The following is a 14,949-nucleotide window of genomic DNA, read 5'->3' as shown; positions in this document are numbered from 1 at the left end:
ACGCGCTGGCCGAGGCCCTGCCCGGCAGCCCGCTGCGGCGGCTGGACCTGCGGCACACCGGGGTCACCGGGCGCGGCGCGAAGGCGCTGCTGGCCCGGCTCGACGGCGGGACGCGGCTGGAGCACGTGGGGCTCGGTCCGGGCGTGCCGCGCCGGGTGAAGCGGGCGGTCGCGGCGTGCCTGCGCCCGAAGGCCGGCCCGCACCCCGACGTCCACGCGATCGGCAGCCTCTACCGTTGAACCGGCGGGCCCGACTCAACCGGCTCCGCGTCCTGCGGTACGCCCTGCCGCGCCGGATGATCGAGAAGGCGACGCGGGCGCGGCTGGCCGGGGACTGGCGCGGCGCGTGCGCGGCGGCGTGGTTCGACGTGGGGCCGGAGTTGGACGCGGTGCCCGCCGAGGTCGAGGGCGACCTGCGCCATCTCGCGCCCGACCTGCTGCGATGGCACGTTCCGCGGATCGGCGACAGCGGCATCTCCTCTTACCGGATGCTGGTCCTGGCCCGGTACGGCGACATCGCGCTGTACGTGCGCACGCCGCCGGGCGACGAGGCCCCGCAACGGCTGCGGCTGTGCCTGGGCGCGGAACCGCTGGGCGAGCGCGTCGGGGGCTGGGTCCCGCTGCGCGGCGAGGACTGGACCGGCCTGCGGCACCTGTGGGACGCGCGGCGTTCGGGGGAACTGCTCGCGCGGCGTTTCGGCGGGGACCGGGCGCCGTTCCTGCGCCCCGACGGCACTCCCCTGGGCGAGGACGAGCTGCCCGGCCGCTGTCCCGGCCACGACGACCCCGTGGCGCACACCGAGTGGGTGACGCGTCTCCACGAGCGGGGGCAGGAGCACCTGGAGACCGCCTACCGCTGTCTGGGGCTCGACCGCCTCGGCGGCGAACCCGATCCCGGGGACATGGGGAACCTCCTCCACCTGATGCGCGAACCGGCCCTGGACCTGTACGCGTTCGCGCGGGCGCTGCGGGAGGCGCACGCGCGCGGCGCGGAGCGCGTCCTGTTCAGCATGTCGTGGGCCGACGTCGCGGTGACCCTCGACGGGATGCGCGTCGAGTACGCCCCCTCCGGCGCGTCCGTCGAGCTGCCGTCCGTCCCGCAGCACCTCTGGCACCGGATGCCCGACCTGGAGCTGCTGCGCACCGGCCTGGTCACCCCCGAGGAGCTGCATCCGCTGGTCCGGGACGCGCTGTGCCCCGCGCGCCCCCCGGCCGACGGCCCGGTCGGCCCGCCCGTCCCCGAGCCGCCCGCCCCGGTGACGATCCGCTGCCAGGGCGAGGACCACGAGATCGCGGTGCGCGACGGCCGCCTGGTGACGCCGCACTCCCCCGAGGAGCTCCAGCGCGAACGGGCGCTGCGCGCGTTCGGCGGCACGTCCGTCGCGTGCCTGGCGGTCCTGGACGCCTGGACCACCGGCGAGGGGAAGCTCCCGGCGAAGCTGCGGGAGATCCGGCTCGACCTGTTCCGGCGGGTGCATGCGGGCGACACCGAGAGCGTGCTCGCGCTGCTGGACGCCGGGTTCGATCCGCACGTCCGCGACGCGCAGAGGCGTACGCTCCTGCACCACGTCCATCGAGTGGACCACCGGATGCTGCTGCCCCGGCTGCTGGCGGCCGGGCTCGACGTCAACGCCGAGGACGGCGCGGGCCGCACCCCGCTGATGCCGGCGGTGGGCGACCACGGTTCGCCCGACGTCGTGCGGGCGCTGCTGGAGGCGGGGGCGCGCGTCGACGTGGCCGACCACCTCGGCAACACGCTGTCCGTGCTGATCCGCGGCCGCGACGACCTGGGCTTCCTGGCGGAGCGCCTGCCGCGCGACGAGGGGCGTGCGGACCGGTGAACATTCCGCGGGGCTGGCTGTCCGGGGGCCTCCGGGACTGGTGGCGGATCCGCCGGTACGCGGTGCCGCGCCGGATGATCGAGCGCGCCACCGAACGCCGCCTGGCCGGGGACTGGCGCGGCGCGTGCGCGGCGGCCCACGTGGACGTCGAGATCGACCCCGCCGACCTCACCCCCCAGATCGAGGACGACCTGCGGCATCTCGCGCCCGACCTGCTGCGCTGGCACGCGCCCCGCCGCCTCACCGGCAGCACCGCCCTCGACCCGCACCGGGCGCTGGTCCTGGCCCGCCACGGCGACGCGGCGTTGTACGCGCTCACGCCGCCCGGGGCCGAGGCCCCCCAGACGCTGCGGCTGCGGATCGGCGCGCCGCCCGGCGGCGGCCGCGCCCTGCCCCACGAGGACTGGACCGTCCTGCGGTACCTGTGGGACGCGCGGCAGGCGCCGGACCTGCTCCTCCACCGGTGGGGATGCCGCGACCGCGCGCCCCGCCTGACCGCCGGGGGCGAGCCGCTGGGCCCGGACGACCGGCTGGACGCCCGCCACGGGTTCGGCGTCCCGGAGGCCGCGAAGGAGACGGCCCTGCCCGGGGAGCTGCTGTTCCACTCGTACATCGACCCGGTCGCGTTCGCGCGGACCCTGCGGTCACTGCGGGAACGCGGCACCGACCGGGTCCGGATCGCGGTCGGCTTCGGAGGAACCTGGTCGGTGGACACCGGGGGGCCGCGCGTCCGCAAGCGGGACCACCGGGACGTCGCGGACCTGCCGGAGCTTCCCTGCGTCGCCTGGCGCAGGCTGCCCGACCTGGAGCTGCTGCGCACCGGCGTGCTGTCCCCCGAGGACCTGCATCCGCTGGTCCGGGACGCGCTGTGCCCGGCGCGCCCCCCGGCCGACGGCCCGGTCGGCCCGCCGGACCCGGAGTTGCCCGCGCCCGTCCGGGTCCGGTGCCGCGACGAGTGGCACGAGATCGCGTTGCGGGACGGGAGGCTGCTGGCCCCGCACGCCCCCGAGGAGCGCGACCGGGAACTGGCGCTGGGCGCGCTCGGCGGCCCGGCCGCCCGGTGCGCGTCCGTCATGGCCGCCTGGGCGAACGCCGGACGGACGCTCCCCTCGGTCCTGCGGGAGGCCCGGATCGGGTTGTTCCTGCGCATGCACGCGGGCGATACCGAAGGCGTGCTGGCACTGCTGGACGCCGGGTTCGATGCGCACGTGCGCGACGCGCGGAAACGCACCCTGCTGCACCACATCCACCAGGTCGACCACCGAGTGCTGCTGCCCCGCCTGCGAACGGCCGGGCTCGACGTCAACGCCGAGGACGCCGACGGACTCACCCCACTCCACGTGGCCGTCTGCCACCACGGCTCCCCCGAGGTCGTGCGAGCACTGCTGGAGGCGGGCGCGCGACCCGACACCGCCCGCCGCTCCCTGGCCCGCCTGATCCGCAAACACGAGCGCGCTGACCTGGCCTTCCTGCTGAGCGAGGAGGGACGGGCCGATGACCGGGTTCGGTGAGGAGCCGGCGGACTGGTGGCGGATCCGCCGGTACGCCGTGCCGCGGTGGATGATCGAGCGCGCCACCGAACGCCGCCTGGCCGGGGACTGGCGCGGCGCCTGCGCCGCCGCCCACGTGGACGTCGAGATCGACCCCGCCGACCTCACCCCCGAGGTCGAGGACGACCTGCGGCACTTCGCCCCTGATCTGCTGCGCTGGCACGCGCCCCGGAACATCGCCGGCAGCACGGCCCTCACTCCCGGCCGGGAACTGGTCCTGGCCCGGTACGGCGACGTGGCGCTGCGGGTCCTCACGCCGCCGAGGACCGAGGCCCCGCAGCGGCTGCGGCTGCGCGTCGGCGGGCCGTTCGCCGGGGACGGCCGGTCCCTCGTCCGGGAGGACTGGGTCGACCTGCGGTACCTGTGGGACGCCCGGCGGGCGCCGGACCTGCTCCTCCACCGGTGGGGCTGCCGCGACCGCACGCCCTACCTGACCGCCGGGGGCGTTCCGCTGTGGCAGGACGAACTGCCCGATCCCGCTGGCGAATGCCCGCCCGACGGCACGGCGGCGCGGGTGGAGTGGATCGGCTCGGGTCTCTGGGGGAACACGCCTCGCGGCCTGGACCGCTATCGCCGCGCGGGCCTGCACGAGTTCGGCGGCGGGGAGTTCGACGCGGAGGCGGAGCCCCGGAGTTTCCTGCTGCGTGACAGCCGCGTGGATCCGGTGGCGTTCGCGCGGGCCCTGCGGTCGCTGCGGGCGCGCGGCGTGGACCGCGTCCGGATCACCATCGGCGGGGGGTGCTTCGAGGTGACCGTCGAGGGGCTGGTCGTTCGCCGGCGGTCCGTCGGGGACGTCGCGGACCTCCCCGAGCTCCCCTGGCTCGCCTGGCGCCTGCCGCCCGACCTGGAGCTGCTGCGCAGGGGCGCCCTCTCCCTCGAACGGCTGCATCCGCTGGTCCGGAACGCGCTGTGCCCGGCGCGGCCCCCGGCCGACGGCCCGGTCGGCCCGCCCGACCCCACGCTCCCCGTACCGACCCGCCTGACGTGCCACCGGGAGCGACACGAGATCACGATGCGCGACGGCAGGCTGCGGACCCCGCACCGTCCCGAGGAGCGCGACCGGGAACTGGCGCTGGGCGCGCTCGGCGGCCCGGCCGCCAGGTGCGCGTCCGTGGTGCGGGCGTGGGAGAACGGCGAACGGGACCTGCCCCCGAAGCTGCGGGAGGCACGCATCGGGTTGTTCCTGCGCATGCACGCGGGCGATGCCGAAGGCGTGCTGGCACTGCTGGACGCCGGGTTCGACCCGCACGTCCGCGACGCGCGGAAACGCACCCTGCTGCACCACATCCACCAGGTCGACCACCGGGTGCTGCTCCCCCGGCTGCTGGCGGCCGGGCTGGACGTCAACGCCGAGGACTCCGACGGACTCACCCCGCTCCACATGGCGGTCTGCCACCACGGTTCCCCCGAGACCGTGCGAGCGCTCCTGGAAGCGGGCTCGCGACCCGACACCGCCCGGCGCTCCCTGGCCCGCCTGATCCGCAAACACGAGCGTGACGATCTGGCCTTCCTGCTGAGCGAGGAGACAGCCGATGAATGACCGGGAGCTGTCGATCTGGCGGACGGCGCGCCGGTACGCGGTGCCGCGGTGGATGATCGGGCGCGCCACCGAACGCCGCCTGGCCGGGGACTGGCGCGGCGCCTGCGCGGCGGCCCACGTGGACGTCGACATCGATCCTGCCGACCTCACCCCCGACATCGAGGACGACCTGCGGCACCTCGCGCCCGACCTGCTGCGCTGGCACCTGCCGCGCGGCTCCCAGCAGCTCACGACCGTGGTGATCAACCGCGTGGTGGTGCTCGCGCGGCGCGGCGCGGACCTCCTGTACGTGCTGACCCCGCCGGTTCCCGCCGGGGCGCAGCGGTTGCGGCTCGGGTTCGGCCCGCTGCCCCCGGAGGCGGCGGACTTCCTCCGGGAGGACTGGAGCGGGCACCGGTACCTGTGGGACGCGCGGCGCGCGGGCGGGCTGCTGACGCTGTGGGGCGGGGCCCGGCCGCCGTTCTTCCACGCCGACGGCACGCCGCTCACCGACGCCGAACTGCCCGCGGGTGACCCCGGCCCGGACGATCCGGTCGCCCGCGCCGAGTGGCTGACGCTGCGCCGCGACCGCGACGGCCTGGAGAAGGCGCTCACCGACGCCGGTCTGGACGCGTTGCTGGCGCGCACGGACAGGGCCGTCAACGTCGGATGGCTGCGCGCCATGGCGATCGACCCGGCGCTGCTCGACCGGCTGGTGCGCGGGCTGCGCGAGGCGGGCGTGGACCAGACCTGCCTGACCTACCAGTCCTACCGCTTCCGCCTGGACACGCGACTGCCCCACCTGCGTTTCCTGGGACACGTCGGTGTCTCCTCCCCGGCGGTGCCGTCCGGCTCCGCCCCACCCGAGCGGACCTGGCGCGAGCTGCCCGACCTGGCGCTGCTGCGCGCCGGGCGGATCACGCCGGAGGACCTGCATCCGCTGGTCCGCGACGCGCTGTTCCCGGAGCGGCCCCCGGCGGACCGGCCGGTGGGCCCGCCCGACCCCGAGCCGCCCACCCCGTTCCGGATCCGCTGCCGCGACCGGGAATGGCACCTGGTCTCGCTGCGCGACGGGCGGCTCGACATGCCGCACACCGCGGAGGAGCAGCGGCGCGAGCAGGCCGTGGTGGCGCTCGGCGGCACGACCACCGGCTGCTTCGCGGCCCAGGAGGCGTGGGCGAACGGCCGCAAGCGCCCGCCCAGGGCGTTGCGCGCGTTCCGCCGGGAGCTGCTGCTGCGCTTCCAGCACGGCGACACCCCCGGCGTGACCCGGCTGCTGGACGCGGGGCTCGGCCCGCACTTCCGCGACGGCCTCGGGCGCGGGCCGCTGCACCTGCTCCACCTGGTCGACCACGAGGAGCTGCTGCCGCGCCTGCTGGCGGCCGGGCTCGACGTGAACGCCACCGACCGCGACGGATGGACGCCGCTGTTCGCGGCCGTGGCCGAGGGCGGCTCGGAGCGGTACGTACGGGCGCTGCTGGGGGCGGGGGCCCGCACCGACACCGTTGACCGGCAGGGGCGCACCCTGGCCACGATGATCCACCACAGGCACCGTCCGGACCTGCGGTTCCTGCACGAGAAGGTGCGGCGCGACCATCCGCACCTGCCGCGTCACCGAGGAGAGCCCGACTGATGGACAACCGCGAGGAGATGTCGTCCTGGACGCTGGTCCGCCGGTACGCGGTGCCGCGCTGGATGATCGAGCGGGCCACCGAACGGCGGCTCGCCGGCGACTGGGCGGGCGCGTGCGCGGCGTCGCACGTGGACGTCGGGTTCGACCTCGCCGAGGTCGCCGACGAGTACGGCGCGCGGGCGGCCGCCGACCTGGAGGCCGACCTGCGGCACCTCGCGCCCGACCTGCTGCGCTGGCACCTGCCGCGCGTGCTGAACGGCCGCACCTCGGTCGGCACGCTCCGCGCGCTGGTCCTCGGCCGGTACGGCGACGGCGTGCTGCACGTGGTGACGCCGCCGATGGTGGACGGACCGCAACGGCTGCGGCTGCTGTTCCGGCGCAAGCCCCTGCGCCGGATGCCGCGCGGGCACACCTCGATCGTCGCCGAGGACTGGAGCGGCGTGCGACATCTGTGGGACGCCCGGTTCTCCGCCGGCCTGCCGGCCCACCACGGCGGAACCGACCGGCCGCCGTTCTTCCACGCCGACGGCACGCCGCTCACCCCGGACGAGCTTCCCGGCACCGCGCCGGACCCCGCCGACACCACCGCCCACCACGAGTGGGTCATGCTGCTGCACGAGCGCGGTGAGCTGGAGGCCGCGTTCGAGGCCGCCGGGGCCGTCCCGGACTTCAGCGACGAGGGCCTGCCGGGCTGGGCCAGGACCGATCCGCGCCACCTGATGGCGCGGCTGCCGGTGGACCTGGCCCTGCTGGCCCGGGAGAGCCGGGCGCTGGCGGAGCGCGGGACGACGGCGCTGCGGATCTCGTTCGGCTGGTACACCGGGTTCGCCGTCACACGGGAGTCGCCGCAGGACCCGCCCCGGATGCGCGTCGCCTCCACCTACGACCTGCGGGGCCTGGACCGGCTGCCCGAGTTCTCCTGGCGGCGGCAGCCGGACCTGACCCTGCTGCGCGCAGGCATGATCACTCCGGAGGAGCTGCATCCGCTGGTCCGCGACGCGCTGTTCCCCAAGCGGCCCGCGGCGGACGGTCCGGTGGGCCCGCCCGACCCCGCGCCGCCCGCTCCGGTGCGCGTGCGCTGCCGGGGCGAGTGGCACGAGGTGCGGATGCGCGACGGCCGGCTCGACATGCCGCACACCGCCGAGGAGCAGCAGCGCGAGCAGGCCATGCGGGCGTTCGGCGGCGCGGTCACCGGGTGCTTCGCGGTGCGGGAGGCGCTGACCGGCGGCGAGGGGAGGCTCCCTCGCGCGCTGCGCGGGCAGAGCCGCGACCTGTTCCTGCGGATGCACAACGGCGACACGCGGGGGGTGCTGCGGCTGCTGGACATGGGTGTCGACCCGCGCGTCCGCGACGGCCGCAAACGCACCCTGCTGCACCTGCTCCACCTGGTCGACCACGAGGAGCTGCTGCCGCGCCTGCTGGACGCCGGGCTGGACCTGGAGGCGACCGACCAGAACGGGCGTACGCCGCTGCACCTGGTGGTCGGCGAGCACGGCCGCGCGCCGCTGGTGCGGGCGCTGCTGGACGCCGGGGCCCGGATCGACGTGGTGGACGAGAGCGACTACTCGCTGGTCGACCTCATGGAGCGCAACGACCGCACCGACCTGCGGTTCCTGCGCGACCGGATCGCCGCCGAGTATCCCGACATCACCGCCCACGACTACTGGGAGTACGACGAGGACGAGGACCCGGAGGACGAGGACGGCGAGTGAGCGGGAACGTCGCGAACGACCTGCGGGTGTGGGAGCTGGTGCGGCGGTACGCGGTGCCGCGCTGGATGATCGAGCGCGCCACCGAACGCCGCCTGGCCGGGGACTGGCGCGGCGCCTGCGCGGCGGCCCACGTGGACGTCGAGATCGACCCCGCCGACCTCACCCCCGAGGCCGAGGACGACCTGCGGCATCTCGCGCCCGACCTGCTGCGCTGGCACCTGCCCCGGGACCACGGCGGCACGCACATCGCCGTCCGCCGGGAGCTGGTCCTCGGCGAGTACGGCGGGGCGGTCCTGTACGCGGCCACGCCCCGCGCCCGCAACGCCCCGCAGATCCAGCGGCTCCGGCTCCGCCTGGACCGGAAGGCGCCCGGCCGGTACCGGCCGGCGGACCCGCCCGTCGTCCGCGAGGACTGGTCCGGGCTCCGGCACCTGTGGGACGCGCGGCGCGTCGGCGGGCTGCTCGACCACCACGGGCCGGGCGGGCGGCTGCCGTTCCTGTGCCCCGACGGCGTCCCGCTCGCCGACGGCGAGCTCCCCGCCGCCGATCCGGGGCCGGGCGATCCGGCCGCGCGTTCGGAGTGGGTGTTCCTGCTGCGGGAACGCGGCGACCTGGACGGCGCGATCACGGCGGCGGGCCTGACGGCCGTCGAGCCCCGGGGGCGTCCGGGGGCGTGGCGGACGATGACGCTGGTGCGGCACGGGCTGACGACGCTGGACCTGTCCCTGCTGGCGCGGGCGGGCCGCTCCCTGGCGGGGACGGCGCGGGTGCGCGCGGACGTCTCCCCCCGCCACTGCCTGGTGCTGGAACGCGTCCAGGGCCGGCTGACGCTGAGCGCGGCCGACCCGCGCGACGTCGCGGACGTGCCGGTCCTGCCCGAGCCGTGCTGGCGGACGCCGGACCCGCTGCTGCTGCGCGCCGGGCGGATCACGCCGGAGGAGCTGCACCCGCTGGTCCGCGCGGCCGTGTTCCCCGCGCGCCCGCCCGCCGGGCCGCCCCCGCCCGCGCCGCTCGCGCCCGTCCGGATCCGCTGCCGGGGCGAGCGGCACGAGGCCCGCTGGCGCGGCGGCCGCCTCGACGTCCCCCACCCCGCCGGGGAGCACGAGCGGGAACGCGCCCTGCGGGCGCTCGGCGGGACGATGACCGGCTGCTTCGCCGTGACGGAGGCGTGGACGAGCGGGCGGGGCGGGCTGCCGCCCGCGCTGGAGGCGCTGCGGGAGGAGATCTTCCTGCGGATGGAGCACGGCGACACCCCCGGCGTGCTGCGGCTGCTGGAGGAGGGCGTCGACCCCCGCGTCCGCGACGGCGACGGCCGCACGCTGCTGCACCTGGTGTACCTGGCCGACCACGAGGTGCTGCTGCCCCGGCTGCTGGCGGCCGGGCTGGACCTGGAGGCCGAGGACGGGTACGGGGGCACCCCGCTGTACCGGGCGGTGCTGCACCGGGCCTCGGCCGGATGCGTCCGGGCGCTGGTGGACGCCGGGGCGCGGATCGACGTGGTGAACGAGGGCGGCTGGTCGCTGCGCGACCTGATCAACACGCACCGGTACGCCCACCTGTACTTCCTGCGCGACCGGATCGCGGCCGAGCACCCCGGCCTCGGCCGCGGCCTGCCCGACGGGACGGGGGACGACGGGTGAGCGATCCGCGGGTGGTCGCCGACCAGGAGCTGGCGTCGTGGGCGCTGGTGCGGCGGTACGCGGTGCCGCGGTGGATGATCGAGCGCGCCACCGAACGCCGCCTGGCCGGGGACTGGCGCGGCGCCTGCGCCGCCGCCCACATCGACGTCGACATCGACCCCGCCGACCTCACCCCCCAGATCGAGGACGACCTGCGACACCTCGCGCCCGACCTGCTGCGCTGGCACGCGCCGCGCGTACGGTACGGCCGGGCCGAGCTGTCCCCGCGCCAGGGGCTGGTCCTCGGCCGGTACGGCGACGCGGTCCTCTGCGCGGCCACTCCCCTCCACCACGACGGCGCGCAGCGGTTGCGGCTGCGGCTCGTCCCGGCCGACCCGCGTCCCTCCGAGGCGGACGTTCAGAGGGTGGACTGGACGGGTCTGCGGCACCTGTGGGACGCGCGGCGTTCGGCCGAGCTGCTCGCCCACTGCGGGGGCGGCGACCGGCCCCCGTTCTTCCACGCCGACGGCACCCCGCTCGCCCCCGAGGAGCTTCCCGACCGCGATCCCGGAGGCGGGGACCCGGTCCGGCACGCCGAGTGGGTCGGCCTGCTGCACGAACGCGGCGCGCTCAGGGAGGCGTCGGCGGCCGCCGGGCTCGTGTTCGGCGAGGCGGAAAAAACGTGGACGTGGGCCGAGGAGAGGTGGCAGCGTCGGTTGACGGTGGCCCCGGTGGACCTGGCACTGCTGGAACGCACGGCGCGGTCCTCCTCCCGGGATCTTCGGGTGGACCTGTTCTGGGATCTCTCACTGACGGTGGAAGGCGGTGGCGGAGTGATCACCGTGTTCGCGATCGATCCGTTCCCCCTCCCGCAGGGTCCGCCGCTCGCGGACGGCCTGTGGCGGCGGCTGCCGGACCTTGACCTGCTGCGGGCCGGGCGGATCACTCCGGAGGAGCTGCACCCGCTGGTCCGCGACGCGCTGTTCCCGGCGCGGCCGCCCGCCGACGGCCCGGTGGGGCCGCCGGGCCCCGCGCTCCCCGTTCCCGTGGCGGTGCCGTGCCGGCGCAGGCAGCACGGGCTGCGGTTCCGCGACGGCGTTCTGGAGGACTCCCACACCCCTCGGGAGCGCGACAGGGAACGGGCCCTGCGGGCGTTCGGCGGCGCGCCCTCGGGGTGCTTCGCCGTGCGGACCGCCTGGGAGGACGGCCGGGGGCGGCTGCCGGGGGCGCTGCTGCGGCTGCGCAAGGACCTGTTCCGGCGGATGGAGCACGGCGACACCCCCGGCGTGCTCCGGCTGCTGGACGCGGGCGTGGACCCCCGCGTCCGCGACCGGGGCGGACGCACGCTCCTGCACCTGGTCCACCGGGTGGACCATGAGGTCCTGCTGCCCCGGCTGCTGGCCGCCGGGGTCGATCCGCGTTCCCGGGATCATCTGAACCGTACGCCCGCGTGGACGGTCCAATACGCGGGCGGTCCGCGGGCGCTGGTCCGGGCCCTGGACGCCGCCGAACTGGACGCCGCCCAACACGACGAGGAGACAGTGTGAACGACCCCCTGGCCGCCGCCGACGAGCTCAACCGGGCGGCGCGCGACTGGCGTTCGGAGCCCGCGCGCAGCACCCAGCTGGAGGCCCTCGCCCTGGCCGTGACCGCGAACCTGCCGGTGCTGCTGTGGGGCGAGCCCGGCATCGGCAAGTCGGCGGGCATGGAACGGCTGGCCGACGGGCTCGGCGTCCCCCTGGAGACGGTGATCGCCAGCGTGCACGAGCCGTCCGACTTCGCCGGGCTGCCGGTGATCGGCGACGATCCGGCCGCCACCGGCGTGCCGATGGCCCCGCCGGACTGGGCGGTGCGGCTGGCCACGGCCGGGCGCGGGCTGGTGTTCTTCGACGAGCTGTCGTCGGCGCCGCCCGCCGTGCAGGCCGCGCTGCTGCGGGTGGTCCTGGAACGCCGCGTCGGCAGCCTGTCGCTGCCCGAGCCGGTGCGGGTCGTGGCCGCCGCCAACCCGCCCTCCAGCGCCGCCGACGGCTGGCACCTCAGCCCGCCGCTGGCCAACCGGTTCGTCCACCTGAACTGGACGCACGACCCCCGCACGGTCGCGCGCGGCCTGGCCGGGACCTGGCCGGAGCTGCGGGTGCCGGTGGTGGACCCCGCGAAGACCACCGGCGCGGTCGCCCGGGCGCGCGGCACGATCTCCGGTTTCCTCACCGCCCGCCCCGGCCTGGTCCACAGCCTGCCCTCCGACGCCGAGGCGCGCGGCGGGGCGTGGCCGTCGCCGCGCAGCTGGGAGATGGCGCTGCGGCTGCTGGCCGCCGGGTACGCCACCGGTGTGGCGCGGGACGCGGTCGCGGCGGCGGTGGTCGGCGCGGTCGGCGACGGCGCGGGCCTGGAACTGCTGAACTACCTGGAGGAACTGGACCTGCCCGACCCCGACCGGGTGCTGGCCGACCCCGACGCGTTCGCGCTGCCCGACCGGGGCGACCGGCAGCTCGCGTTCCTGACCGCCGTGGTCGCCGCCATCCAGGCCGAGCCGACGCGGCGGCGCTGGGAGGCGGGCTGGGCGGTGCTCGCCAAGGCCGTGGACGCGGGCGTGCCGGACGTGGCGGCCCGCGCCGCCGGGGACCTGGCGAAGATGCGCGACACCGACTGGCCGGTGCCCAGCGGCATCGACGGGTTCGTGGACCTGCTGCGGCTGTCCGGCGCGCTCGCGGGCTGAGCCGATGGCCGAACTCGACCGCACCAAGCTGCTGGCCGCCCGGTTCAAGGCCGCCGGCGACCGGCCCTACCTGGCGTCGGCGCTGTACTCGCTGACGGTGGTGCCCTCCGAGGCGGTGCCGACGATGGGCGTGGACCGGCACTGGCGCTGCTACGTGTCCCCCTCGTTCGTCGAGGCCACCCCGGTCCCGGAGCTGGCCGGGGTGTGGATCCACGAGGTCGCGCACCTGCTGCGCGACCACCACGGCCGCGCCGACCGGCTGCCCGCCGCCGACCGCCGCGACCGGATCCGCGTCAACATCGCGCAGGACTGCGAGATCAACGACGACCTGCTCGACGACGGCCTGTCCCTGCCCGAGGGCCGGGTCGAGCCCGGCCGGTTCGGCATGGACAAGGGGCTGCTGTTCGAGGCGTACCTGCCGGGCGTCCCGCCGCAGCCGCACCTCCACGACTGCGGGTCGGGCGCGCACGGCGACCCGCTGCCGTGGGAGATCGCCGGGCCGGGCGGGCCGTCGAAGGTCAGCCAGGTGGAGGCCGAGGCGCTGCGCCGCGCGACCGCCGAGGCGATGCGCGCCCACCAGCGGTCCCGCGGCACTCTGCCGGGCGGCTGGCGGCGCTGGGCCGACCAGGTCCTGGAGCCCGCCGTGGACTGGCGGCGCGTGCTGGCCGGGGCCGTGCGGGAGGCCGTGGCGTGGGCGGGCGGCGCGGTCGACTACACCTACCGGCGGCCGTCGCGCCGCACCGCCGCGATGCGCGGGGTGGTGCTGCCGAGCCTGCGCCGCCCGCTGCCCCGCGTCGCGATCGTCATCGACACCTCCGGGTCGATGGGACCGGACGACCTGGCCGCCGCGCTCGCCGAGGTCACCGGGGTGCTGCGGGAGGTCGGCGTCGGCGCCAACCGGGTGACGGTGCTGGCGGTCGACGCCGACGTGCGGGCGGCCTCGCGGGTCACCAGCGTGGACCAGGTGGTGCTGGCCGGGGGCGGCGGCACCGACATGCGGGTCGGGATCGAGGCGGCCATGGCGGCGAAGGAGCGCCCCAACGTCGTCATCGTCCTCACCGACGGGTACACGCCGTGGCCCGCCGAGCCCGCCACCGCCCGGCTGATCGCGGCGCTGGTCGGCGACGACCCGCCCGCGCCGCCGGCGTGGGTGGAGTCGGTGCGGGTGACGCCCGGCGGTTGACCACGGCGGCCGGGGCGCGGCGGTACGCTGCGGCGGACGACGCCCGCCGCAGCACGTCCCCCGTCGGAGGAGCCCTCCCATGTCCGGAGTCCAGCACGACATCACCACCCCCGGCCCGCCGCGCCTGGAGGAGGTCTCCGACGGGATCTTCGCCTACCTGCAGCCGGACGGCACCTGGTGGATCAACAACACCGGGTTCGTCGCCGGGTCGCGCGGCGTGGTCGGCGTGGACTCCTGCTCCACCGAGCGCCGCACCCGCGCCTACATGGACGCGATCGCCTCGGTCACCGACCGGCCGGTGCGGACCCTGGTCAACACCCACCACCACGGCGACCACACGTTCGGCAACCACCTGTTCGCCGACGCGACGATCGTCGGGCACGAGAGGACCCGCACCGCCGCGATCGAGTGGGGCGCGCCGATGGACGCGCCGGTGTGGGAGCCGGTGGACTGGGGCGCGTTCGAGCTGGCGCCGCCGTTCCTGACCTACACCGACGGCGTCACACTGTGGTCGGACGACCTGAGGCTGGAGGTCCGGCACGTCGGAACGCCCGCGCACACCACCAACGACTCGATCGTGTGGATCCCCGAGCGGCGGGTGCTGTTCTGCGGGGACCTGCTGTTCAACGGCGGCACGCCGTTCCTGCTCCAGGGCTCGGTCACCGGGGCGATCACGGTGCTGGAGGAGGTCGTCGCCCCGCTCGGCGCCGAGACGATCGTGCCGGGGCACGGCCCGGTCGCCGGTCCCGAGCTCATCGACCGGGTGCTGGGCTACCTGCGGTTCGTGCGGGACGGCGCGGTGGAGGCCAGGGCGGCGGGCCTGACCCCGCTGGAGGCCGCGCGGGAGCTGGACCTCGGCGAGTACGCGGAACTCAGCGACCCGGAGCGGATCGTCGGGAACCTGCACCGCGCCTACGCCGAGCTCGACGGCCTGGAGCCCGGCGGGACCATCGACGTGCTCACCGCCATCGGCGACATGATCACCTACAACGGCGGCCGCCCGCTGAGCTGCCGCGCCTGACCGGCCACCCGGCGGGCTAGCGGAGTTCGGCGGTCACCAGCAGTCGTAGCTGGGCGTCCAGCCACGCGTCGGCGGCGCGGTGCGGGTCGTCGCCGCCGAGGGCGCCGCCGAACGTCCGCACCGCCGCGGCGGCGGCCCGCAGCCCGATCCCGGCGA

Annotated in this window: 10 protein-coding genes and 1 pseudogene; all 11 read left to right on the top strand. The window is 76.5% G+C overall.

Annotation, left to right across the window (positions count from 1 at the left end; all coding sequences use genetic code 11):
• A pseudogene (locus tag AKI01S_RS52250) lies at positions 1-239 on the top strand (gala protein); the annotation flags it as partial.
• Positions 236-1,840 carry an ankyrin repeat domain-containing protein gene (locus AKI01S_RS45095; RefSeq protein ID WP_067832395.1) on the top strand — a complete coding sequence of 535 codons (1,605 nt, stop codon included), beginning with the start codon at positions 236-238 and terminating at the stop codon, positions 1,838-1,840. The pseudogene AKI01S_RS52250 and the gene AKI01S_RS45095, both read left to right, overlap by 4 nt.
• Positions 1,837-3,351 carry an ankyrin repeat domain-containing protein gene (locus AKI01S_RS45090; RefSeq protein ID WP_067832393.1) on the top strand — a complete coding sequence of 505 codons (1,515 nt, stop codon included), beginning with the start codon at positions 1,837-1,839 and terminating at the stop codon, positions 3,349-3,351. The genes AKI01S_RS45095 and AKI01S_RS45090 overlap by 4 nt, the downstream gene beginning before the upstream one ends.
• The gene (locus AKI01S_RS45085) at positions 3,335-4,930 is read left to right on the top strand and encodes an ankyrin repeat domain-containing protein (RefSeq protein WP_067832391.1); all 1,596 of its coding nucleotides are present in this window, start codon (positions 3,335-3,337) and stop codon (positions 4,928-4,930) included. The genes AKI01S_RS45090 and AKI01S_RS45085 overlap by 17 nt, the downstream gene beginning before the upstream one ends.
• Positions 4,923-6,542: an ankyrin repeat domain-containing protein gene (locus tag AKI01S_RS45080; RefSeq protein WP_067832390.1), complete on the top strand. Its 1,620-nt coding sequence runs from the start codon at positions 4,923-4,925 to the stop codon at positions 6,540-6,542. The genes AKI01S_RS45085 and AKI01S_RS45080 overlap by 8 nt, the downstream gene beginning before the upstream one ends.
• A complete protein-coding gene (locus AKI01S_RS45075) occupies positions 6,542-8,254 on the top strand; it encodes an ankyrin repeat domain-containing protein (RefSeq protein WP_067832388.1) in 1,713 nt (570 codons plus the stop codon). The genes AKI01S_RS45080 and AKI01S_RS45075 overlap by 1 nt, the downstream gene beginning before the upstream one ends.
• On the top strand, positions 8,251-9,894 hold the full coding sequence (locus AKI01S_RS45070; protein ID WP_067832386.1) for an ankyrin repeat domain-containing protein: 1,644 nt from the start codon (positions 8,251-8,253) through the stop codon (positions 9,892-9,894). The genes AKI01S_RS45075 and AKI01S_RS45070 overlap by 4 nt, the downstream gene beginning before the upstream one ends.
• Positions 9,891-11,420, top strand: a complete 1,530-nt coding sequence (locus AKI01S_RS45065; RefSeq protein ID WP_067832384.1) for an ankyrin repeat domain-containing protein — start codon at positions 9,891-9,893, stop codon at positions 11,418-11,420. The genes AKI01S_RS45070 and AKI01S_RS45065 overlap by 4 nt, the downstream gene beginning before the upstream one ends.
• Positions 11,417-12,589, top strand: a complete 1,173-nt coding sequence (locus AKI01S_RS45060; protein ID WP_067832383.1) for an AAA family ATPase — start codon at positions 11,417-11,419, stop codon at positions 12,587-12,589. Before AKI01S_RS45065 ends, AKI01S_RS45060 begins: the two co-directional genes overlap by 4 nt.
• A gap of 4 nt (positions 12,590-12,593) precedes the next feature.
• Positions 12,594-13,772, top strand: coding sequence for a vWA domain-containing protein (locus AKI01S_RS45055; protein WP_084000875.1), 1,179 nt, complete (start codon positions 12,594-12,596; stop codon positions 13,770-13,772).
• 79 nt (positions 13,773-13,851) lie between these two features.
• Positions 13,852-14,793: an MBL fold metallo-hydrolase gene (locus AKI01S_RS45050; protein ID WP_067832381.1), complete on the top strand. Its 942-nt coding sequence runs from the start codon at positions 13,852-13,854 to the stop codon at positions 14,791-14,793.
• Positions 14,794-14,949: the final 156 nt, after the last annotated feature.

Origin of the sequence: Actinomadura kijaniata NBRC 14229 (assembly GCF_001552175.1) — a bacterium.
Classification (GTDB): Bacteria; Actinomycetota; Actinomycetes; order Streptosporangiales; family Streptosporangiaceae; genus Spirillospora; species Spirillospora kijaniata.
This window is presented reverse-complemented; position numbering and strand designations above follow the sequence as displayed.